This is a genomic window from Bradyrhizobium sp. CIAT3101 (genome assembly GCF_029714945.1).
Classification (GTDB): Bacteria; Pseudomonadota; Alphaproteobacteria; order Rhizobiales; family Xanthobacteraceae; genus Bradyrhizobium.
Genome location: NZ_CP121634.1, coordinates 751,667 through 774,264, shown reverse-complemented (window position 1 = coordinate 774,264; position 22,598 = coordinate 751,667). Strand labels below are relative to the sequence as shown.

Sequence of the window (22,598 nt, the reverse complement as noted above, 5' to 3'; positions counted from 1 at the left end):
TCCTGATCTGGTGTTCGAATTCTGTTAGCGCGGAAGCAGGCTCAGAACGCTTCCGCCGGCAGTTCCATGATGGTGGCGCAGCCGGACTGGATGCGCGCGAGATTGGCCGCGGTTTCCGGCAGCATGCGCTCCATGAAGAAGCGGCCGGTGACGAGCTTGGTCGAGAGATAGGGCGTCGCTCCGCTGGCGGCAATCTTGGCTTGCGTCACCTTCGCCATCTTCGCCCACATGTAGCCGAGCGCGACGAAGCCGAAGAGATGCAGATAGTCGGTCGCGGCGGCGCCGGCATTGTCCGGCTTCGCCATCGCGTTCTGCATCAGCCACGTGGTGGCCTGCTGGAGATGGCCGAGCGAGGCCGAGAGCGGGGCGATGAAGGGCTTGAGCGCCTCGTCGCCGCCGTTCTCCTTGGCGAAGGCCATGACCTCGCCGAAGAACGCCATGATGGCGCGGCCGCCGTCGCGCGGCAGCTTGCGGCCGACGAGGTCGAGCGCCTGGATGCCGTTGGCGCCTTCATAGATCATGGCGATGCGGGCATCGCGCACGAACTGCTCCATGCCCTGCTCGGCGATGTAGCCGTGGCCGCCATACATCTGCTGCGCCTGCACCGCGTTGGCAAAGCCGTAGTCGGTGAGGAAGCCTTTCAGCACCGGCGTCATCAGGCCCATGTGATCATCCGCGGCCTGACGGTCCTTCGGGTCCTCGGAGCGATGGGCAACGTCGCTCTTCAGCGCGGTCCACATCACGAAGGCGCGCGCGGCCTCGTTGAAGGCGCGGATCGACAGCAGCGTGCGGCGCACGTCGGGATGCACGATGATCGGATCGGCCGGCTTGTCCGGCGCCTTTACGTCGGTGAGCGAACGGCCCTGGATGCGCTCGCGCGCGTAGGCGACGGCATTCTGATAGGCGACCTCGGATTGCGCGAGGCCCTGAACGGCGACACCGAGGCGGGCCTCGTTCATCATCACGAACATGCCCTGCATGCCCTTGTTCTCTTCGCCGATCAGCCAGCCGGTGGCACCGTCGTAATTCATCACGCAGGTCGAATTGCCGTGGATGCCCATCTTGTGCTCGATCGAACCGCAGACCACGCCGTTGCGGGCGCCGACCGAGCCATCCGGATTCACAAGGAACTTGGGCACCACGAACAGCGACACGCCCTTGATGCCGGCGGGCGCGCCCTCGATGCGGGCGAGCACGAGGTGGATGATGTTGGGGGCGAGGTCATGCTCGCCGGCCGAGATGAAGATCTTGGTGCCCGTGATCTTGAAGCTGCCGTCGGCCTGGCGCACCGCCTTGGTGCGGAGCATGCCGAGATCGGTGCCGCAATGCGGCTCGGTCAGGTTCATGGTGCCGGTCCACTCGCCGGCGACCATCTTCGGCACGTAGGTCTGCTTCTGCTCAGGGCTTCCGTGAACGATCAGCGCGGCGGTCGCGCCCATAGTGAGGCCGCCATACATCGAGAAGGCCATGTTGGCGGAGATCTGGAATTCGTTGACCGCCTGCGAGAGCGTCACCGGCAGGCCCTGGCCGCCGAACTCGGTCGGCGCCGACAGACCAAGCCAGCCGCCTTCGGCGACCTGCTTGAAGGCGTCCTTGAAACCCTTCGGCGTGGTGACGCTGCCGTCATCGGCGCGCTTGCAGCCTTCGAGATCGCCCACACGATTGAGCGGCTGCAGCACCTCTTCGGCGAGCTTGGCGGCTTCGCCGAGGATCGCCTCGCGCACGTCGCTCGATGCATCCGAGAAGCCGGCGAGATTGTCGTAGCGGTCGATCTGGAAGACGTCGTTCATCAGGAAGTTCACGTCTTCGACGGGGGCTTTATAGATCGGCATTGCGGTCTCCCGGCATGGGCTCTGACTATTGGTTTATGATTGAGCGGCGGCGAGCTGCTCCGCCATCAGGCGGTGCAGCATGTTGATGGCCTTGAGCGGGCGCACCATCACCTTGAAATTCGTGATTCGTCCCTCGGCATCGAAAGTGATGATGTCGACGCCGTTGATCTCGATGCCGTCGATGATGGTCTTGAATTCGAGCACGGCACCGTTGGCGTTTCGCCATTCGCCGACATAGGTGAAGCCCGGGCCGCCGAGCACCTTCTCGGCGCTGGCGAGATATTTGAAGGTGATGTCGCGACCGCGCTGCGGCGAGTGCACGACGGGGCTTTCGAACACGGCGTCGGGGTGGAGCAGCTCCCACAATGCCTTGGGGTCGTGGGACTTCATGAAGGCGTACCAGGAGTCGAGGCCGGTCATTGTCAGGTGCCTCCCAAAGGGCTTTGGCAAAAACGCGAAAACAACCCCATGCACAGTAGCGTCAAGGGTGCTCTTCCGGGGGTCTGGAGCCCCACCTCATATGCACATTGACGCATATGCGTCGATACGCATAAAGTCAAGCTGCTTGGTTAAGGTCACAGGGAGGCAGGTCACATGGCGCTGGGCGACGCGATCCTCGCATGCCTGACGGAACGTCCGATGACGGGCTACGAGCTCGCCAAGACATTCGATTCCTCGATCGGCTTCTTCTGGAAGGCCGACCACCAGCAGATCTATCGCGAGCTCTCCAAGCTGCGCGACCGCGGCTACATCCAGGGCCGTGAGGTCGTACAGTCCGGCAAGCCCAATAAGCTCATTTATACGCTCACTCCGGAAGGACGAACAGCGCTGCGGCACTGGGCCGCGCGGCCGAGCACCCCTCCGTCCATCAAGGACGACCTGCTGGTCCGGCTGCATGCGCTCGACAGCATCGACATCGAGCCCATCCGCACCGATTTGATGGACCGCCTGGAGCATCACCGCGACCGGCACGAGAATTACGAGCGGATCCTGAAGAAGCGTTTTCCCGAAGGAACGGCATCTGATGTGCTCGACCTCGGCAATCTGCTGCTGCTCCGCCTCGGCGCGCGGCACGAGCAGATGGTGGCGGACTTCTGCGAGGAAGCACTCGACGCGCTGTCGGCGATGAGCGGCAAGGATAAGGGGACCGGCACGGTGGTGCCGCTGGACGACGGCAAGCGCGAGGGGAAGGGCTGAGGGCGCTAGACCGGCAAATTGTCAGTCATCCCGGGCGGCACCTCGCCCTGTTTTGACCGCTCGGCCAGAAGCTGCTTTTCGGCCTCATACCAGAAGGTGTCCATTTTCCCGCTGGGCTCGCCTGCGCCTTTCCAAATCTCGTAGGCGCGCTTGCGGACGTCCTCTTCGGTCAGACCTGCCATTTTGAGCCATCCTTCGTTGCTGAAGTTCCAAGCTGCCAACACGCAGAGAGTTCCTGCCAGGGCGGGATCCCGACCGTACCCACGGGCGAGGCAGGCCGAGGCCGCCCAACTTTAAGACACCAGCGACGCGTTCCTTAACCCGTTATTTACCGTAACAGGAAAAAGTCGGTTTTCGAGGCAGACGACCCGCGTCAAATCCGATTGTCTTAACAACCGGCACGCGTGGGGAGACTGGAGGCGCCGGGTGGGGCGCCGGAGTCGGAACCGGACAGAGTCATGAATTCGCGCGTATCGTGGAGTGTTGACGGTATCGATCCATCCGTCAGGGAGCGGGCCGAAGCTGCTGCGCGCAGAGCCGGCATGTCACTCAACGATTGGCTGAACTCCACGCTCGGCGAGACTGCCCCGCAAAACTTTCGCGGGCCTTACGATCCGCGTCAGGATCAACGTCCCGATCCGCGCGCGCAGCAGATGCAGAGCCAGGAAAGCCGCGACGTCGCCGACATCCATCAGCGCCTCGACGCAATCACCCAGCAGATCGAACGGATTTCGAAGCCCGCAGCGCCGCGCCAGGATTCGTCGCGTGAGAGAGACGTATCGCGCGAGCAGGGCGTTGCCCGCCAGCTCAACGACGCGATCTCGCGGCTCGATGCCCGGCTGTCGCAGATCTCGCGGCCCCAGCCGCCGCAGCCTCAAGCGCAACAGCCCCAAGCGCCACAGCCTCAACCACCGCGACCCGCACCGGTCGAGACGCGCCAGCGCCAGGCCGATGCGGTCGAGCGTGCGGCCGCGCAAGTCTATCGCAGCTCGCCTCCCCTGAGCCCCGCGTCGTTCGACGTCGCGGTCGCCGAGATCACCGCACGGCAGAGCGAGCTCGACGGGTTCGCACCGCGCCAGCTGCCGCCGCGCGCCGCGCCGTCGATCGCGCCTTCGGCTGCTCCCTATGCTCCGCCAATGGCGCCGCTCGCGACCGCCTATGCTCCGCCGCCGCCGCAAGCAGGGCCGGATTTCTCCTCGCTCGAACGCCATCTGCTCAAGATCACGAGCCAGATCGAGTCGCTGCAGCGCCCCGACAACACCGAGCAGGCGATCAACGGCTTCCGCGCCGAGCTCGCCGAGATCCGCAACGCCATCACCGAGGCGATGCCGCGCCGCGCGATCGAATCGATCGAGAACGAGATCCGCTCGCTGCACCGTCGCATCGACGAGACCCGCTCCAACGGCACCGACGGCCAGATGCTCTCGGGCATCGAGCGCGCGCTCGCCGACATCAAGCAGGTGCTGCGTACGCTGACGCCGGCCGAGCAGCTCACCGGCTACGACGAAGCCATCCGCAATCTCGGCGCCAAGCTCGATCTGATCCTGCGCGCCAATGACGACCCCTCGACCGTACGCCAGCTCGAAGGCGCGATCTCGGCATTGCGCGGCATCGTCTCGAACGTCGCCTCCAACGAAGCGCTGGCACGGCTCTCCGAGGACGTGCAGCTGCTGTCGTCCAAAGTCGACCAGGTCAATCGCTCCTCGGACCGCGGCGACAGCTTTGCCGTGCTGGAGCAGCGCATTGCCGCACTCACCGCCGCGCTGGAAACGCGCGAGCGGCCGCAACCTGTCGAGAGCACCGAACATCTGGAAGCCGCGATCCGCGCGCTGTCCGACCGCTTTGATCGCATGCCGGTCGGCAACGACTCGGCATCGGCCTTCGCGCATCTGGAGCAGCGGGTCTCCTATCTGCTGGAGCGGATCGAGGCCAACTCCGATTCGCGTGGCGGCAATCTGAGCCGTGTCGAGGACGGGCTGCACGACATCCTGCGCCACCTCGAGCGGCAGCAGGCCACTTATTCCGCGCTCGCCGAGAGCCGCAGCTCGGCGCCGTCGCCCGATTCCGGAATGGTCGACCTCGTCAAGCGCGAGCTGTCCGACATCCGCTACAGCCAGGCCGAAACCAACCGCAGCACGCAGGATTCGCTGGAGGCCGTCCACAACACGCTCGGCCATGTCGTCGACCGCCTTTCGATGATCGAGGGCGATCTGCGTGCGGTGCGTACCGCGCCGCCGGCGCCTGCGCCGATGCCAATGGCTGCGCCCATGCCGATGGCCGCGCCGATGCAGATGGCGGCACCGGCGGAGCCGGCGCCGATGGCGCGCGAGCAGCAGCCGCCGAAATACGACCCGAAGCCCGAGCTGCAAAATCCCGCCGCCGCGCAGCATGCGCACTCCACCTTCGTGGCCGCGCCGCGCGAATTCCATGCTGCCGTGCCGGCTGCGCCTCCGCCGCTGCCGATGACGCCGGTTCCGCCGCGCGCGATCAGCGAGATCCTCGAGCCGCACACGGCGCCTGCCCGCGCCGCGATCGCGCCCGAACTGCCGCCGGATCATCCGCTCGAGCCCGGCACGCGCCCGAACGGCCGCCCCGCCACGCCGTCCGAGCGCATTGCCGCGTCCGAAAGCGCGATCAGCGAAATCCCCGCCGCTCCGAAGGAGCCGGTGTCGTCGTCGAGCTTCATCGCGGCCGCGCGCCGCGCGGCGCAAGCTGCCGCCGCGCAGCCGCCGGAGAAGCCCGCCCGCGGCGTCAAGGCCGCCATCGCGGCCCGCGTCAAGGACAAGGGCCAAGGTCAGGCACAGGCGCAAGCCCAGCAAGGCGCCTCGACCATCACCTCGAAGATCCGCTCGCTGCTGGTCGGCGCGAGCGTCGTCGTGATCGTGCTCGGCACCTTCAAGATGGCGATGAACCTGCTCGAAGGCGGCAGCACGCAGCCGGCTCCGCAGGCGATGGAGAACACGAGCCAGCCCGCACCGCAGGCGCCGCCGCCGGTCGAGAACAAGCCCGCCGCGCCCGAGCAGGTCACGCCGTCGATGACCTCGCCGACGCCGATCGGCAAGCAGTCCCTGAACAATGCCGCACCGGCGCCCGCACCTGTGACAAACTCCGGCAACACGGCGTCGGTCGAAATTCCGCCCGCGCCCGCCGCAGCCCCGCCCCCGCCCGCGTCCTCCGGCGACGTGACCGGCGCGCTGTCGGGCACGAGCCGCGCACGGCTCGGCACGATCCAGGTGCCGCCGAGCGAGAAGCTGCCTGACGGCATCGCTGGTCCCGCCCTGCGCACCGCCGTCATGAAGGGCGATGCGACCGCGGCCTACGAGATCGGCGTGCGCTTTGCCGAGGGCAAGGGCGTGGCCGCGAATTACGACGAAGCGGCGAAGTGGTACGACCGCGCGGCGCAGGCCGGCGTGGTGCCCGCGACCTTCCGTCTCGGCACGCTCTACGAAAAGGGCCTGGGCGTGAAGAAGGACGCCGACATCGCCCGCCGCTACTACACGCAGGCCGCCGAGCGCGGCAACGCCAAGGCGATGCACAATCTCGCGGTGCTCGACGCCGACGGCGGCGGACGCGGCGCCAACTACAAGAGCGCGGCGCAGTGGTTCCGCAAAGCCGCCGACCGCGGCGTCGCCGACAGCCAGTTCAACCTCGGCATCCTCTATGCCCGCGGCATCGGCGTCGAACAGAACCTCGCCGAGTCCTACAAATGGTTCACCCTCGCCGCCGGGCAGGGCGACGCGGACGCAGCGACCAAGCGCGACGACGTCGCCAAGCGTCTCGACCCGCAATCGCTCGCCGCTGCCAAGCTCGCGATCCAGACCTTCAGCGCCGAGCCGCAGCCCGACGACGCCGTCAACGTCCAGGCGCCGGCCGGCGGCTGGGACAGCGCTCCGCAGGCGGCTGCAAAGCCCGCGCCGAAGCCGGTGGCGACCAAGAAGTCGGCCTCGGCGGCGCATTAAGCTCGATGAGATTGAGCCCGGTGCCCACCTCTCCCCAGCGGGGATAGGTCGGATCGCTTTGGCGCGCAATTGCGCGCCTGAGCGATCCGGGTGAGGGGCCGCGGTACTCACTGAGACTGTAACCCCTCACCCGGATCGCATCTTCGATGCGCTCCGACCTCTCCCTTCGGGAGAGGTGATCCGCGTCCCTGGCTTGATCAGTTCAGACAAGCTGGTCCCGATCATTCACCACGCGCAAATTTCCCGGTCCCGCCCCGCACCGAATTCCGCTATTGAAGGACGCGGCATGCCCTTCGAGCGAGCGCTCCGCGAAATCGATCCGTCTCGCCGGAGCGTGGGTCCGATGCAGCTCTACCTTCCGATCGCCGATCTTCCGGTCAACGTGTTCCTGGTGCTGGCGATGGGCGCGGCCGTCGGCTTCGTCTCCGGCATGTTCGGGATCGGCGGCGGCTTCCTGATGACGCCGTTGTTGATCTTCATCGGCATCACGCCCGCGGTCGCGGTCGCCTCGGTGGCGAGCCATATCGCGGCCTCGTCGTTTTCCGGGGCGCTGACCTATTGGCGACGTCGCGCGATCGATCCGGCGCTGGCGAGCGTGTTGTTGTGCGGCGGCGTGACCGGAACGGCGCTGGGCGTGTGGACCTTCACGCAGCTTCGCGCGCTCGGCCAGCTCGATCTGATGATCGCGCTCTCCTACGTGGTGCTGCTCACCACGGTCGGCAGCCTGATGTTCTCCGAAGGCCTGCGCGCATTGATGCGGACCCGGCGCGGCGCCGTGCCGCCGCGGCGCACGCACAGCTGGATCCACGGCCTGCCGCTGAAGATGCGGTTCAAGCGCTCCAAGATCTATCTGTCGGTGATCCCGGTCGTCGTCATCGGCGTCGTGATCGGCTTCATCGGCGCGATCATGGGCATCGGCGGCGGCTTCATCCTGGTTCCGATCATGATCTATATCCTGCGCGTGCCGACCTCGACGGTAATCGGAACCTCGATGATCCTGACATTGGTCACCATGCTGTTCGCGACCATGCTGCATGCAGTGACCAATCATCTCGTCGACGCCGTGCTGGCGCTGATCCTGATGGTCGGCGGCGTGACCGGCGCGCAATTCGGCGCCCGCGCCGGCCAGAAGATCCGCGGCGAGCAGCTGCGGCTGCTGCTGGGCCTGCTGATCCTTTCGGTCGGCGTCCGCTTCGCGGTCGAGCTGGTGATCCGCCCCGAAGACCTCTTCACCATCCGTGAGCTGGGAGTGAGCGGATGACGCGGGTTGTTCTCGCGGCGCTTCTGGTCCTGTGGCTCGGCGCGTCCGCGCGGGCCGAGCGGCTGATCGTGTCGGTCTCCAACCACCGCGTCACGGTGACGCCAAACTATTCCGGCGAGGAGCTGGTGCTGTTCGGTTCGGTGGAGAAGGACGCTTCCACGCCGGCCGACCGCACGGCCTACGATCTCGTGGTCACCGTGATGGGCCCGCGCGCCGACATGGTGACGCGGCGCAAGGAGCGCACCTTCGGCATCTGGATCAACACCGACTACCGACAGTTCCTGCAGGTGCCGAGCTATCTGGCGCTGTTCGCCAATCGGCCGTTCGACAGCATCACCTCGCCCGAGATCGCGCGGCGGCAGCAGATCGGGCTCAACAACGTGCTGCTGACCCAGCGCGTCAGCGGCGATTACGCCGACGTGGTGCCGAACGACGCCTTCCGCTCCGCGTTCATTCGCCTGCGCACCCAGCGCGGGCTGTATCGCGAGGATGCGAGCGCGGTGACGTTCCTGACCCCAACATTGTTCCGCACCGGCATCCCGCTGCCGGCGGAGGTGCCGATCGGCACTTATGAGGTGGACATAAAACTGTTCGCGAACGGCGCGTTCATCGGCAAGACCGAGACCGCGTTCGAGATCGTCAAGGTCGGCTTCGAGCAATTCGTCGCGACGACGGCGCGGCAGAACGGGCTGGTCTATGGCCTCGTCACCGCGGCCATGGCGCTGATGACGGGATGGATGGCGTCGATCGTGTTTCGGAAGGATTAGCCTCCGCCGTAGGGAGGCGCGCCACTCTCTCCTTTCGTCATCGCCCGGCTTGACCGGGCGATCCAGTATTCCAGAGGCCGGCGTTATGTAGCTCGCTCTCACAACAATGGCCGCGGCGTACTGGATGCCCCGGTCAAGCCGGGGCATGACAACAGACGCAGTGATGCCTACGGCGCCTCAACCACCGTCGGCACGCCGGGCTCAAGCAACCGCAACCGCGTCCCGAAGCCGAGCACATCAAACGTTTTGCGCAAATCCTCGCTGTTCTGGCGGAAATGCGCCCAGCCTTCGGTATGCACGGGCACGATCATCGCGTCGGGAAAGGCGCGCGCGGTCTCGATGGTGTCGTTGGTGTCCATGGTGAGATGGAACGGCCCGCGGGTTTGCGCAGCACCCGCAAAGGGCAGCACCACGCCGCATTTGAAGCGGCGCGCGACTTCGGCGACGCCGTCGAACCAGGTGGTGTCGCCGCTGATATAGACCGCGCTCGTGTCCTTGCGGCTCGACTGCACCACGAAGCCGATGACATCGCCCGACAGCGGCTCGATGCCGGCCGGGCCGTGACGCGCCGGCGTGGCGGTGATGGTCAGCGTGTTGCCGTCGGCGTCCTTCAGATGCGCCGTCGCCCAGGGCGCGAGGCCCTCGACATGGCCGCCGAGACGTTTTGCGCCGGCCTCGGTCGTCAGCGCGCGCGGCGCCTTGAGCAGATAGTCGCGGCCGGACTTGTCGAGATTGTCGGAGTGCTGGTCGTGGCTGAGCAGCACGGCATCGATCGGGCCGATCGCGTCGGCCTTCACCGCGGGACCGATGGTCTTCTCGAGCTTCACATGCGGCAACTGATAGGCGCCGGGCGCATCGAAGGTCGGATCGGTGAGCAGGCGAAAGCCGTCGATCTCGATCAGCGCGGTGGGGCCGCCGATCAGGGTGATGGACACAGGCATGAGGGGAACTCCTCTTACACGATCGCCTTTGCGGGGCGCGTCACCAGGTAAATGCCGAGCGCCACCGGAATGATCCCCAGCAGGTCGCGCATCTCGACATGCTCGCCGAGCACGAGGAAGGCGAACAGCATGCCGAGCGGCGGCATCAGGAAATGATAGGCACTGGCAGCCGTGGCGCCACACACTTTCAGGAGATGAAACCAGAGCCAGTAAGCCAGGATCGAGCCGCCGAGCACGAGGAAGGCGAAGGCGCCGATCAGGCTTGGGGTGACATCGATCGCATGAACGTCGGCGAAGGTGAGCGCGACCGGCGTCAGCACGATGCCGGCGGCGAGATTCTGCACGCCGTTGCCGATCCACAAGGACCCCTTCGGCGCGAACAGCTTGAACAGGATGGTGCCGGCGACGATGGAGGCGAGCGAGGCCAGCGTGAACAGGATGCCGTGCAGAGAGTCCATGCCGACCGAGAGGCGATGCCAGACGATCAGGGTGACGCCGATGATTCCGAGCGAGAGGCCGCTCGCCTTGCGCCAGGTCATGCCCTCGCCGAGCAGAAGCGCCGCGAGCGCGGCCGTGAACACCGGGTTGGCCGAGACGATCAGGCCGCCGAGGCCGGCGGAGACCGATTGCAGGCCGGTGTAGCCGAGCCCGAGATAGAGCGCGTTGTTGGCGATGCCGAGCACGGCAAAAATCAGGGCATCGCGCCACGACAACGACCAGTCGCCGCGGATGGCGGTGGCGCCGAGGATCAAGATGCCGGCGAGCGAGAAGCGCGCGGCCAGCAGGATCAGCGGCGGGCAATGGGTGACGCCGATCTTGCCGGCGACGAAGGCGTAGCTCCAGAGCAGGCAGAACACGCCGATGGCGAGCGGCAACGTGTTGAAACGGCTGCGGGGGACCGAAATCGAAGGGGCGAGGGACATGGCATTCTCCTGAGCCCTCGATCTAGGGACGCCGCTTGCTATTTGGAAATTAAATGATTAACTCGTCATCAGTGGATTTTCGAATGGAGGCGCCTATGCTCGATCTGGAGCTCCTGCGCAGCTTCGTTTCGGTGGTCGAGGCCGGCGGCTTCACCCGCGCCAGCGAACGCGTCCATCGCACGCAGTCGACCGTCAGCCAGCAGATCAAGCGGCTGGAGGAGGATGTCGGCCAGGTGCTGCTGCACCGTGACGGCAAGGATGTGCGCCCGACCGAGGCCGGCGAGCGGCTGCTGTCATATGCCCGGCGGCTGCTGTCGCTGGCCGAAGAGGCGCGTGACGTGCTGCGCGAGCCCGACGGGGGCGCGGTCCGGCTCGGCATCCCCGAGGATTTTGCGGCGTATCGGCTGGCAAAGCTGCTCGGCGCGTTCTCGCGCTCGCATCCGAACCTGCGGCTCGACGTGCGCGCCGACCAGAGCAAGAACCTCGCCCGCGATCTCGAACGCGGCGAACTCGATCTCGCGCTCTACAAGCGTGAGGCCGGCGGCAAGGAAGCCATCGCGATCTGGCCGGAGGAGGTGCACTGGGTCACCAGCAAGAGCCATCCGGTCGATATCAACGTGCCGTCGGTGCCGCTGATCGGCTTTCCGCTCGGCTGCCTCTACCGCGCCGGCGCCATCCATGCGCTCGAAACCGCCGGCCGCGCCTGGCACATGTCCTATATGTCGTCGAGCCTCGCCGGCATCCAGGCCGCGGTCGCCGCCGGCATGGGGCTGAGCATCCTGTCGGAGATGTCGATCCTGCCGGACCATCGCGTGCTGACCGCGAAAGACGGCTTTGCGCCGATCAACAGGACCGAGGTGGCGCTGATGGCCGCGCCGAACGCCAGCTCCGCGACGTTGCGGCTGGCGGATCGATTGGCGGAGTTTTGCGAGGACGTGCAGGCGAAGGCGGCGTGAGGCGTTGCAGGCGAAATCGGCCGCCACAACACCGGTGCGTTCCCTCCCCCCTTGCGGGGGAGGGCTAGGGAGAGGGGTACCACACAGGGACTCTCTCGGTTCGCACGCGACGACTCACAGATGGACCTCTTCCTGGGCCACCCCTCTCCCCCACCCTCCCCCGCTGTTCAGACCGGGGAGAAGGTGGACAGGTGTTCGGAGACATCGTGGACACTTTCGACAGCTCAGTAAGGAGGCTGTCGGATGCCGTTCCACGAGGTGTCCCGGATGGACGCGAGATCGGAGTTTGTCGTGCTGGCCTCGGACGAGGGAGCCAATGTTCGGCAGTTGTGCCGTCGGTTCGGCATCAGCCCGACGACCGGCTACAAGTGGCTGGAGCGTTGGCGAGCGGCCGGGATGAGCGGGCTTCAAAAGCAGTCGCGGCGGCCACAGACGTCGCCGGCACGCAGTGCTGCGGCGATCGAGGAGGCCGTGCTTGCGCTTCGAGCCGAGCATCCGGCCTGGGGCGGGCGGAAGATCGCCAGGCGGCTGAAGGATCTGGGGCAGGAAGCCGTTCCGTCGCCCTCGACGGTGACGGCAATCCTGAAGCGTCATGGGGTGGAACTGGGCAAGTTTGGTGGCGGCTCGCCCACCTTCACTCGCTTCGAGCGGTCGCGGTCGAACGAGTTGTGGCAGATGGACTTCAAGGGCCACGTGGCCATGCACACCGGCCGGCTTCATCCATTGACCGTGCTCGACGATCATTCGCGCTTTTCGGTGACACTGGCGGCGTGCGCCGACCAGCAGACCGAGACGGTCAGGCAGCACCTCATCGCGGCCTTCCGCCGCTATGGCCTGCCCGAGAGGATGATCACCGACAACGGTTCGCCCTGGGGCGACGGTCCGGGCAGCCCGTTTACCCCGCTTGGCGTCTGGTTGATCGAGCATGGCGTCAAGATCAGCCATTCCCGGCCCTATCATCCGCAGACCATGGGCAAGGACGAGCGCTTCCACCGCAGCCTCAAGGCCGAAGTGTTGTCGGCTCCTGCCTTCGCCGACATCGCTGCCGCTCAGCGGGCTTTCGAGCGATGGCGTACCGTCTACAACACGCAACGGCCGCACGAAGCGCTCCAGCTCGCAGTGCCGGCCAGCCGCTATCAACCGAGCCCGCGCGATTATGTCGAGACGATCGCGCCCTTCGAATACGCACCAAACGACGCTGTGCGCCGGGTTCAGCAGAGCGGTCACGTCAGCTTCCGCGGTCGCAATCTCAAAGTCCCGAAGGCCTTCCGCGGCAAAGACATCGCATTCCGGCCAACCATGGAGGATGGCGTCTTCGACGTCCTCTTCAGAACCCAGACGATTGCAACCGCCGACATCCGACCTCTCGACGGACGGCTCGAAAGTGTCCACGATGTCTCCGAACACCTGTCCACCTTCTCCCCGGTCTGAACACCCTGGAGGGGGAGGGTAAGAAAGCTACGCCCGCATCCGCGCTTTCGCGCCCGCGACGATCTGCATCGCGACGCCGGCGATCCAGCCGAGCAGCACCAGCCAGCTCAACGCGCCCTCCGCCTCCAGGCGCAGCACGATGACGGCGACCGACGCGAGCGCTGCGAGCGTGGCGCAAAGGGTGCCGGCGGAGCTCAGGAATTCCGCGGCGTCGATGTGGCTGTGCGCCTCGTCGAAGGGCAGCTGCGGCGTGTCGATGCCGAGATAGAAACCGACGGCGCCGAGCAGCATCATCAGCAGCAGAAAGCCCTGCGTGGTGAGCGAGGCGATCGCCGATCCGACATAGGCGCCGACGAACAGCCCGCACGCCGCGCCGGCCATCGCGAGGCCCACGCGCTCGAGAAAGTGCGCAGTCTTGCGAACACGAAACCGCATGGCCGGCCTCCGTGATGCCCCGAACGGACGGAGGTTAGGCCAGATTTGCGACGGGCGGAAGGTGAGGAGAGTTACGGATGCGTGAGGTGGGGGGTGATGTGGCGCGGCCTTCGCGCCACACATGCGGCCCCTTACCGCGCTCCGAACGTGGTCTTGCCGAACAGCGCCTTCTGCGTCGAGGGCTGCGAGCGCCAGTATTGCGGCGGGGCCTCGACCTCGCCGCCGATCTCGGCTGCGGCGTGCCAACCCCAGCGGGGGTCGTAGAGCATGCCGCGGGCGAGCGCGACCATGTCGGCCTTGCCGGACGCCACGATGTCTTCCGCGTGCTTGCCTTCCGTGATCAGGCCGACCGCGATGGTCGGCAATCCCGTCTCGCGCTTGATGGCATCCGCGAACTGCACCTGATAGCCGGGGCCGAGCGTGATCTTCTGCTGCGGCGAAACGCCGCCGGAGGATGCATCGATCCAGTCGACGCCGCGCGCCTTCAGCGCCCTGGCAAATTCGATGGTCTGCGCCAGATCCCAGCCGCCCTCGACCCAATCGGTCGACGACACCCGCATGCCGACCGGCTTGTCGTGCGGGAATACCGCGCGGACAGCGTCGTAGATCTCGAGCGGGAAGCGCATGCGGTTCTCGAGCGAGCCGCCATATTCGTCGGTGCGCTTGTTCGAGATCGGCGACAGGAACTGGTGCATGAGATAGCCGTGCGCGCCGTGCAGCTCGATCGCGTCGATGCCGATCCGCTCCGCGCGCTTCGCGCTGTCGACGAAGGCCTCGCGGATACGCTTCAGGCCAGCGGCATCGAGCGCCACGGGCGCGGCCTCGCCCTCCTTGTGCGGCAGCGCCGACGGCGCCACCGTCTGCCAGCCGCCCTCGCTGAGCGGAATGAGCTGGCCGCCGTCCCAGGGCCGCGCGCTCGACGCTTTGCGGCCCGCATGCGCGAGCTGCATCGCGATCGCCGTGCTCGAATGTTTCCGCACCGAGGCGAGGATCTGCTTCAGCGCGGCCTCGGAGGCGTCGCTGTAGAGCCCGAGGCAGCCCGGCGTGATGCGGCCGATCGCCTCGACATGGGTGGCCTCGATGCAGAACATCGCCGCGCCCGACAGCGCGAGATTGTTGATGTGGGTGAAATGCCAATCGGTGGGAACGCCGTCTTCGGCCGAATACTGGCACATCGGCGACACCACCAGACGGTTCTTCAAGGTCAGGCCGCGCAGCTTGATCGGGGAAAACAGGGCGCTCATGCGGGGGATCCGGGGATGGAGGGCGATCGGGGCGGATAAAAGCAATTGCATGAAGTGTAGTGGGGGATGCGCGGATTGCGAGGTGCGCGGGGGACATGGCGGATGGCGGGGCCATGCATTACGCAGCGGGTTTGGCGTGAGGTAGCGCGTAAAATTCCGCTGTCGTCCCGGCGAAGGCTGGGACCCATAACCCCAGGGAGAGGTTTGGCGAAGATTCGCAGTTCGGTACTTCTACCGCTCGTGATCGACAGATCACGCGGTATGGGTCCCGGCCTTCGCCGGGACGGCGGCGGAGAATGTGGCGACAGCGACCCTTACGGCAATTCCTCGAACTTCCCCGGCTGCGGCTTGCCCATGCGGATCTTGCCGTCGGGCAAGAGCTCGCCATCGGCCTCCGCCGAGAACTGGATCGTATTGCCACCGCCGTCGCGCTTGGTCGCCTTGCCGAGCGGGCCGAGCTTATCGGCGAGCGCAGTGTCCTCAGTGACGAACACGCGGTAGTCGGTGAGGTGGAAGCGGCGCGGCGCGAGCCAGGTCAGCGCCGGCACGGAGCTGCGCATGTCGAGATCCTTGGCATTATCGGCGCTGATGCCGGTGGCGTCGCGAAATAAGTCCGGGCCGTCGAGCAGTTTCGCGCGTGCGCCGTCGATAGCGTAGACGTTCAGCGTGACGATGTGGCGCTCGCTGCGGAATGACACCACGACGGTCCGCGAATCCGCCGACCACGCCGCGTGGAAGGCGTCCGGCGCAGAGTCGAGGATATTGTCGTCGGTGACGTTGTCGAGCGTCATCAGCTTGCGATGCGCAGGCTCCGCCATCAGCGAGAGGCGGAAATTCTCCGAGCCGGCATCGCCCTCGCCATGCGCCGCAACCGACAGCTTCCCGTTCGGCGCCTTGCCGCCGAGGATGATGGCGTATTCGCCCTTGCCGTATTTGTGCTCGGCCGTGGCGAAGGCGGGCGATGCGGCGAGGGTGAGGAGAAGGGCGAGGACGGCGCGGCGGTGGGGCATGTGAATTTGTCGCAGGACTGCGTGCGGCGTTCAAGCTCGCCGGCGCTCCGCCGCGGCGCGATTGCGAACGGCGGTTCGTGCCTTACTGCGCTCCGGCTCGCGTTCACTCCGCCAGTGTGAACTGCAACAGCAGCGTGCGCTGGAGCAACGAGAAATTGTCGTCCGACACCATCGTCAGCACGGTCTCTCCCTCGGCCGTGACATGGGCGTCGATGCCTTCCATGTTGTCGATCTCGTGGCCGAGATCGGCTTCGAACAGCACGGGACCGTCGACCAGGGCACCCGGCGCGATGGTCTTCAGCGGTAGCGAGCGGATGCGGATGTTGATGCCGGTGAACCAGGAGAATTTGCGCTCGAGAATCAGCAACTGGCCTGACGGCAGCAGCACGGCGTCGCTGATGAACTGCTTGTCGGTGCGCCTGATGCTGAACTGGCCCGGCGACGGACCGCCGATCAAAAAGCCGATCAGATTGCCGTCAGCATCGAAGCCGCCTTCCGACATCGCGATCAGCGTGCCCGCGAGCGGCTGGCCCTTCATGTCCTTCGGCACGAACACCAGCGCCTCGAGCCCCTTGTTGTAGGGCAGCTTGCGTAACCCCGGCGGTGTCGGCACCACCTCGCCGCGGGCGCGGGTGCCGCCCTTGGCGAAGTCGAAGCGCATGATCTGGTTGACGCGTTCGAGGCCGACATAGACGAGGTTGCCGTCGCGCGCGAGCGACTCGGTGTCGTACCAGAGCCGCTTTTCCGTGATCGGCCGCCCCTCGGTGTTGAGCATCGGCGCGGCCTCGACGTCGTCGAGCCCGATCATCCTGCTGCCGGAATAGCGGATGCTGCCGGTGAACCAGGTGCCTTGATCCGACAGCGCAAGAACCGCGCGCCCTTGTCATCGAGGAAGCGGAAGCCGGACAAGCCGCCAAAGCCGCGATGCGGCGAGGTCAAAACCAGCCCGCTGCGATAGACGAGCTGACCGAACCGCGTGCGCACGCGGTCGCGCGGCTCGAAATTCGGGATCGGCCGCGCATTGACCTCGATGCCGGCAGGCTCGGTGACGGCATGCTCGGGCTGCGCCGGCTTAGGCGCGGCCTGCGCTTGTGCGAGCCGGGAAAGAGCGAGAGTTGAAAATCCCGCCGCCGCGTGGCCGAGAAAGAGGCGGCGGGATTGCTTGTTGCTCACGAATGCAGTTTGCGTCGCGGGCGATTGGCCGGTTGCGTGGGCGCGGTGTTGGTCTCGCTGAAGAGTTCGGCGAGTTTTTCGGTGATGGCGCCGCCGAGCTCTTCGGCGTCCACGATCGTCACCGCGCGGCGATAGTAGCGCGTCACGTCATGGCCGATGCCGATCGCGATCAGCTCGACCGGCGAGCGGGTCTCGATCTCCTCGATGATGTGGCGCAGGTGCCGCTCGAGATAGTTGCCGGGATTGACCGACAGCGTGGAATCGTCGACCGGCGCACCGTCGGAGATCATCATCAGGATCTTGCGCTGCTCGGGCCGGCCGAGCAGGCGCTTGTGCGCCCAATCCAGTGCCTCGCCGTCGATGTTCTCCTTCAGCAGCCCTTCGCGCATCATCAGGCCAAGGTTTTTCCGCGCACGGCGCCACGGGGCGTCGGCGGACTTGTAGATGATGTGGCGGAGATCGTTGAGGCGACCGGGATTGGCCGGCTTGCCGGCGGCAAGCCACGCCTCGCGCGATTGCCCGCCCTTCCAGGCGCGCGTGGTGAAGCCGAGGATCTCGACCTTGACGCCGCAACGCTCCAGTGTGCGCGCGAGAATGTCGGCGCAGGTCGCAGCCACCGTGATCGGACGTCCGCGCATCGAGCCGGAATTGTCGAGCAGCAGCGTCACCACGGTGTCGCGGAACGTCGCCTCCTTCTCGTGCATGAAGGACAGCGGATGATGGGGATCGGTCACGACGCGCGACAGGCGCGCGGGATCGAGGATGCCCTCTTCGAGATCGAACTCCCAGGCGCGGTTCTGCTGCGCCATCAAGCGCCTCTGCAGGCGGTTGGCGAGACGGGCGACGATGCCCTGCAGATGCGCGAGCTGCTTGTCGAGATAGGCGCGCAGGCGCTCCAGCTCGTCATGGTCGCAGAGATCTTCGGCCGCGATGACCTCGTCGAACTTGGGCGCGAAGGCGTGATATTCCGGCCCGCGCGGCTCGTTCTTGCCGTGCGCGTTCGGACGCGTCGCCTCGCCCGGCGTCTCGTCGTCGCCGAGTTCGCCGTCGTCGAGCGTATCCGAGGTCGAGGCCTGCGCGCTTTCCATCGCGCTGTCGCTCATCTCTTCCGACGACGCCTGCGCCTGGTCGGCGCTCATCTCCTGCGCGGCATCGGAATCGGGCGAGCCCTCGGCGCCGGACTGATCGTTGTCGCCGTCCTGGTTCTCGTCGTTGTCGTCATTGTCTTCGCTGTCGGCGCTGCGCTCGTCGCCGAGCTCGAGCGCGGTCAGCAGATCATGCACGGCGTCGCCGAACCTGGTCTGGTCCTCGACGAGGTTATCGAGCCGATCGAGCCGCTTGCCGATCTTGTCTTCGAGAATCGGACGCCAGAGATCGACCATCTTCTTGGCGGCCGTCGGCGGCGCCATGCCGGTCAGGCGCTCGCGCACCAGCATTGCCAGCGCATCGGCCAGCGGCGCATCGGCGCGGTCGGTGATCTCGTCGAACTTGCCGCGGTGAAAATGATCGTCGAGCATCGCGGTGAGATTCTTGGCAACGCCGGCCATGCGGCGCGCGCCGATCGCCTCGACACGGGCCTGCTCGACCGCCTCGAACACGCCGCGCGCCTGCGGATTGCCGGGCATCAGCTTGCGATGCAGCTTGGCGTCGTGACAGGCGATCTTGAGCGCGATGGAGTCGGCGTGGCCCCGTACGATCGCGGCATCGCGCTTGGTCATTTTTCGCGCCGGCTCGGGCAGCCGCGCCTTGCCGGGCGCGAGGCCCGGGCGCTCGGCCGCGAAGCTCACGTCGAGCTCGGGCGCCTTGGCGATCGCCTTGAGACACGAGGCCACCGAGCGCTTGAACGGCTCGGTCGGCGCTTCCTTGGTGTTGCGGAATTTGGAGTTGGAGGGCGTGCTCATCTCGATCTCACCGTCGTCCCCACGAAGGCGGGGACCCATAGCCACCGACGGTTGGTGCGTCAGGGAAAATGATCAGCGTCGCGTCATCGAGAGACCTCGCGGCATGGGTCCCGGCCTTCGCCGGACCCATGCCACGAGAGAGATCAGGACAGCGCCACGTTGACTGCCGATTCCGGCAGCTCCGCATTGAAGCAGCGCTGGTAGAACTCGGCGACCAGCGGACGTTCGAGCTCGTCGCACTTGTTGAGGAAGGTGACGCGGAACGCAAAGCCGATATCGCCGAAAATGTCGGCGTTCTCGGCCCAGGTGATCACCGTACGCGGGCTCATCACCGTCGACAGATCGCCATTGGCGAAGGCGTTACGGGTGAGATCGGCGAGGCGGACCATCTTGTTGACGATGTCGCGGCCTTCCTGGGTGCGATAGTGCTTGGCCTTCGCCAGCACGATCTCCACTTCCTCGTCGTGGCTGAGGTAGTTGAGCGTGGTGACGATCGACCAACGGTCCATCTGGCCCTGGTTGATCTGCTGAGTGCCGTGATAGAGGCCCGAGGTGTCGCCGAGGCCGACCGTGTTGGCTGTCGCAAACAGGCGGAACGACGGATGCGGCTTGATCACCTTGTTCTGGTCGAGCAGCGTCAGGCGGCCGGAGACTTCCAGCACGCGCTGAATCACGAACATCACGTCCGGACGGCCGGCGTCGTATTCGTCGAACACCAGCGCGACGTTGTTCTGCAGTGCCCACGGCAAGATGCCGTCACGGAATTCGGTGACCTGCTTGCCGTCGCGGACCACGATCGAGTCCTTGCCGACGAGATCGATACGGCTGATGTGGCTGTCGAGGTTGACGCGCACGCAGGGCCAGTTCAGGCGGGCGGCGACCTGCTCGATATGGGTGGATTTACCGGTACCGTGATAGCCGGTCACCATCACGCGGCGGTTGCGGGCGAAGCCGGCGAGAATGGCAAGCGTGGTGGCGCGGTCGAAACGGTAGTCGGAATCGACTTCGGGCACGTGAGGATCGACTTCGGAATAGGCCGGCACTTCGAGATCGCTGTCGATCCCGAACACCTGGCGCACCGACACCTTCATGTCGGGCAAACCGGAAACTTCCTCAACTTTGGACAGGGCGGCGGTCGTCATCAATCCTCCGAGGCCCCGGGCGGTCCCGAGACCAGTTATTTGCACGTTGGCTGCGGCTGGGTGCGTCTGCGAACGTATCAGAGACAACGTGCCGGCAGAAGCCCATGCACCAATCAAAGTTCCGTTGTCTTTTCATTTAGATAGGCAAGGAACGCGATTTTTGGAAGGCTGCCCTGCAAATCCCGCCCAAATTTCGCGCCGGATAGGCGCCCTGCCCAGGCAAATGGCACTTTCATCGCCCCACCCTACTTATGTAAGGGTCTGAACCCGAATGCCCCAGCCCGCTACAGAGACCTCGTGACGTCGTTCCTTGACCCCCTGATATCGTTCGTCTCAGTCCATGCGTGGCTGGCTTACCTGACCCTATTCCTGGCGGCGCTTCTCGAGGCGGTCCCGGTGGTGGGGTCGGTGATTCCGGGCTCGACCATCATCCTGGCGCTGAGCGCCCTGGTTCCCGGCGGCGACCTGAAACTGCAATGGGTCTTGCTCGCGGCCGCCGTGGGCGCCGTGATCGGCGACGGCTCGGCCTACTGGATCGGCCATCGGCGGCAGCGCGAAATCCTCAACACCTGGCCGCTGACGAACTATCCGCGCGTGGTCGAGGAGAGCGAGACCTTCTTCCACCGCTTCGGCACCTGGGCCGTGTTCTTCGCGCGCTTCGTGCCGCCGATCCGCGCCTTCGTGCCCGTAACGGCCGGCGCGCTCGGCATGGCGCCCGCGAAGTTCTATGCGGTCAACATTCCGGCGATCCTGGTCTGGGCCCCGGCCCATGTGCTGCCGGGCGTGCTGGCGGTGTCGGCCTTCCACCAATATTTCGGGGTGCCGCACGAGGGGCATCCGTTCAAGCATCTCTGGATTTTGACTGTGGTGGCAGTCGCGATCGTGGCGGGCATAACAATCTGGATCTATCGCCGGCGGCAGAACGGCGTCGTCGCAACGGCCAAGCCGCGGGCGTAGTGCTTACCCTCCCCTGGAGGGGTCCGAGACGAGCGTAGCTCGCTCGTGGGTCGCTACACATGAAGCGAAGCGCAATGTGTAGCGGGGTGGGGTGACGGTCCCTCGTCATCGAAATCTGCCCGTGTTGAGAGATCACCCCACCCCGCTCGCGCTGCGCGCGATCGACCCACGAGCGAGCTACGCTCGTCTCGGACCCCTCCAGGGGAGGGTGACAGCCTGGCCTATCCCCCTGCCCTCCGCCCCGGCGCCGGTCCCACATACCTTGCCCGCGGCCGGATCAGCTTGCCGAACTGCAATTGCTCGCTCGCATGCGCGATCCAGCCGACGCTGCGGGCCATCGCGAACAGGGCGAGCTCGCTGCCCGCGGGTAAGCGCAGCGCGTGGACGAGCACGGCGAGGACGTAGTCGATATTGACGAACTCTCCGGTCGCCTCCGCGATCCGCTCAGGCACCTCTTTGGTGAATTTGCGCGGCGCGCCGGCACGGGCCAGCGCGTTCAGCAGCGATTGCGCGCGGGGATCGCCGCGCTTGTAGACGCCGTGGCCGAAGCCCGGAAAACGCTCGCCGAGCGCGACGCGCTCGCGCACCATCGGCTCGACGTCGCGATCGACCAGCGTCTTGACCAGCTGCGAGGCCAGCACGCCGGCGCCGCCGTGTTTCGGGCCTTTCAGCGCGGCGAGGCCGGCGATGACGGCATCGTAGAGATTGAGCCCGGTGGACGCCGCGCAGCGCGCGGTGAAGGTCGAGGCGTTCAGTTCGTGATCGGCGAGCAGCACCAGCGCGCGGCGGATGAGGTCGGGCGCGTGCTTGTTGTCGCCCGCCCAGATTCGCGCGATCTGCTGATGCAGCGGCTCCGATGACGGTTCGGAATTCAGCATCGTGGCAACGAGCAGCCGGACGATGCGCGCGCCGACCATCGCGCGGCCATCGGGCGCGCGGGTGAAAGCGCGCGAATCGGCGCTGGCCGCGAGCGCGAGCACCGCGATGGCGCGATCGATCGGGGCTGCGCGGCGCGCGGCGTCCGCAATTGCACGCATCTCGTCGGAAATCTTCGGCTGATTATCCGGCGCGAAGGGATCGACGTCGGAGACGTCCCAGAGCAGCGTTGCGGTGTGCTCCAGCGTGTCGTTCTCGGCGAGAACGATGCAGTTGACGCCGCGGTAGATCGCGCCCTCCTCGGTGATGGTCGAGATCTCCGTGTCCATGACCGGCAGGTCGGCATCGAAGCTGCGCAGGCCGCGCGGCTCCGGCGACGGCACCCGACGCTCCTTCAGGGCACGGACGTCCTCGGCACGATAGCGGTTCTTGCGCGAATCCGGGGTCGGCTCGGAGCGGATCAGGCCACGGCTGACATAGGCGTAGAGCGTGGCCGGCGAGATCGCGAGCTCGGCCGCGGCTTCCCGGGCAGAGAGATAGAGACCTTCAGAATTTTTCATATTGATTGATGTAATCAAGATTGATCAATCTGT

18 protein-coding genes and 1 pseudogene are annotated in these 22,598 nt (G+C 66.1%); 7 read left to right on the top strand and 12 right to left on the bottom strand.

From position 1 onward, the window contains the following. Positions 1-41: 41 nt before the first annotated feature. Both QA645_RS03470 and QA645_RS03465 read right to left on the bottom strand, forming a co-directional pair. Positions 42-1,832, bottom strand: coding sequence for an acyl-CoA dehydrogenase C-terminal domain-containing protein (locus QA645_RS03470; RefSeq protein ID WP_283048214.1), 1,791 nt, complete (start codon positions 1,830-1,832; stop codon positions 42-44). Between the two features lie 33 nt (positions 1,833-1,865). Next, entirely contained in the window at positions 1,866-2,252 is a 387-nt protein-coding gene (locus QA645_RS03465) for a nuclear transport factor 2 family protein (protein ID WP_283048213.1), read from the bottom strand. A 174-nt stretch (positions 2,253-2,426) separates the two neighbouring features. Between QA645_RS03465 and QA645_RS03460 the strand changes: the two genes are divergently transcribed. After that, positions 2,427-3,029: a PadR family transcriptional regulator gene (locus QA645_RS03460; RefSeq protein ID WP_283048212.1), complete on the top strand. Its 603-nt coding sequence runs from the start codon at positions 2,427-2,429 to the stop codon at positions 3,027-3,029. A gap of 5 nt (positions 3,030-3,034) precedes the next feature. Here QA645_RS03460 and QA645_RS03455 read toward each other — a convergent pair whose 3' ends face one another. Continuing rightward, on the bottom strand, positions 3,035-3,211 hold the full coding sequence (locus tag QA645_RS03455) for a DUF2934 domain-containing protein (RefSeq protein WP_254195922.1): 177 nt from the start codon (positions 3,209-3,211) through the stop codon (positions 3,035-3,037). A 276-nt stretch (positions 3,212-3,487) separates the two neighbouring features. Here QA645_RS03455 and QA645_RS03450 point away from each other — a divergent pair, with 276 nt between their 5' ends. The 3 genes from QA645_RS03450 (at position 3,488) to QA645_RS03440 (ending at position 9,016) form a co-directional block, all read left to right on the top strand. After that, positions 3,488-6,988: a hypothetical protein gene (locus QA645_RS03450; protein ID WP_283048210.1), complete on the top strand. Its 3,501-nt coding sequence runs from the start codon at positions 3,488-3,490 to the stop codon at positions 6,986-6,988. Positions 6,989-7,331: 343 nt separating this feature from the next. Beyond that, complete coding sequence (locus QA645_RS03445; RefSeq protein WP_254134891.1) at positions 7,332-8,249, top strand: sulfite exporter TauE/SafE family protein; 918 nt, start codon at positions 7,332-7,334, stop codon at positions 8,247-8,249. Then, entirely contained in the window at positions 8,246-9,016 is a 771-nt protein-coding gene (locus QA645_RS03440; RefSeq protein WP_254195924.1) for a TIGR02186 family protein, read from the top strand. The genes QA645_RS03445 and QA645_RS03440 overlap by 4 nt, the downstream gene beginning before the upstream one ends. 167 nt (positions 9,017-9,183) lie before the next feature. Here the strand turns inward: QA645_RS03440 and QA645_RS03435 are convergent, their stop codons facing one another. Further along, on the bottom strand, positions 9,184-9,957 hold the full coding sequence (locus QA645_RS03435) for an MBL fold metallo-hydrolase (protein WP_254134893.1): 774 nt from the start codon (positions 9,955-9,957) through the stop codon (positions 9,184-9,186). A gap of 14 nt (positions 9,958-9,971) precedes the next feature. Then, positions 9,972-10,880, bottom strand: a complete 909-nt coding sequence (locus QA645_RS03430) for a DMT family transporter (RefSeq protein ID WP_283048207.1) — start codon at positions 10,878-10,880, stop codon at positions 9,972-9,974. A gap of 95 nt (positions 10,881-10,975) precedes the next feature. Here QA645_RS03430 and QA645_RS03425 point away from each other — a divergent pair, with 95 nt between their 5' ends. Next, entirely contained in the window at positions 10,976-11,836 is an 861-nt protein-coding gene (locus QA645_RS03425) for a LysR substrate-binding domain-containing protein (RefSeq protein ID WP_283048205.1), read from the top strand. 243 nt (positions 11,837-12,079) lie between these two features. Beyond that, entirely contained in the window at positions 12,080-13,267 is a 1,188-nt protein-coding gene (locus tag QA645_RS03420; RefSeq protein WP_283048203.1) for an IS481 family transposase, read from the top strand. 27 nt (positions 13,268-13,294) lie between these two features. Here the strand turns inward: QA645_RS03420 and QA645_RS03415 are convergent, their stop codons facing one another. From QA645_RS03415 to cobS, 6 genes and pseudogenes are all read right to left on the bottom strand, one after another. Further along, entirely contained in the window at positions 13,295-13,702 is a 408-nt protein-coding gene (locus QA645_RS03415; protein WP_254191423.1) for a hypothetical protein, read from the bottom strand. 131 nt (positions 13,703-13,833) lie between these two features. Beyond that, positions 13,834-14,946 carry an NADH:flavin oxidoreductase/NADH oxidase gene (locus tag QA645_RS03410; RefSeq protein ID WP_283048201.1) on the bottom strand — a complete coding sequence of 371 codons (1,113 nt, stop codon included), beginning with the start codon at positions 14,944-14,946 and terminating at the stop codon, positions 13,834-13,836. A gap of 314 nt (positions 14,947-15,260) precedes the next feature. Then, entirely contained in the window at positions 15,261-15,956 is a 696-nt protein-coding gene (locus tag QA645_RS03405) for a hypothetical protein (protein WP_283048199.1), read from the bottom strand. Positions 15,957-16,059: 103 nt separating this feature from the next. Then, positions 16,060-17,129: pseudogene (locus QA645_RS03400) on the bottom strand (esterase-like activity of phytase family protein). Further along, entirely contained in the window at positions 17,126-19,030 is a 1,905-nt protein-coding gene (cobT, locus tag QA645_RS03395) for a cobaltochelatase subunit CobT (RefSeq protein WP_254191419.1), read from the bottom strand. The pseudogene QA645_RS03400 and the gene cobT overlap by 4 nt, the downstream one beginning before the upstream one ends. 143 nt (positions 19,031-19,173) lie before the next feature. After that, a complete protein-coding gene (gene cobS, locus QA645_RS03390; RefSeq protein WP_254127856.1) occupies positions 19,174-20,172 on the bottom strand; it encodes a cobaltochelatase subunit CobS in 999 nt (332 codons plus the stop codon). 297 nt (positions 20,173-20,469) lie between these two features. Between cobS and QA645_RS03385 the strand changes: the two genes are divergently transcribed. Further along, positions 20,470-21,129 (top strand): DedA family protein, encoded by a 660-nt coding sequence (locus tag QA645_RS03385; RefSeq protein WP_283048196.1) that lies wholly within the window; start codon positions 20,470-20,472, stop codon positions 21,127-21,129. Positions 21,130-21,350: 221 nt separating this feature from the next. Here QA645_RS03385 and QA645_RS03380 read toward each other — a convergent pair whose 3' ends face one another. Next, on the bottom strand, positions 21,351-22,565 hold the full coding sequence (locus QA645_RS03380) for a citrate synthase family protein (protein WP_283048194.1): 1,215 nt from the start codon (positions 22,563-22,565) through the stop codon (positions 21,351-21,353). Positions 22,566-22,598: the final 33 nt, after the last annotated feature.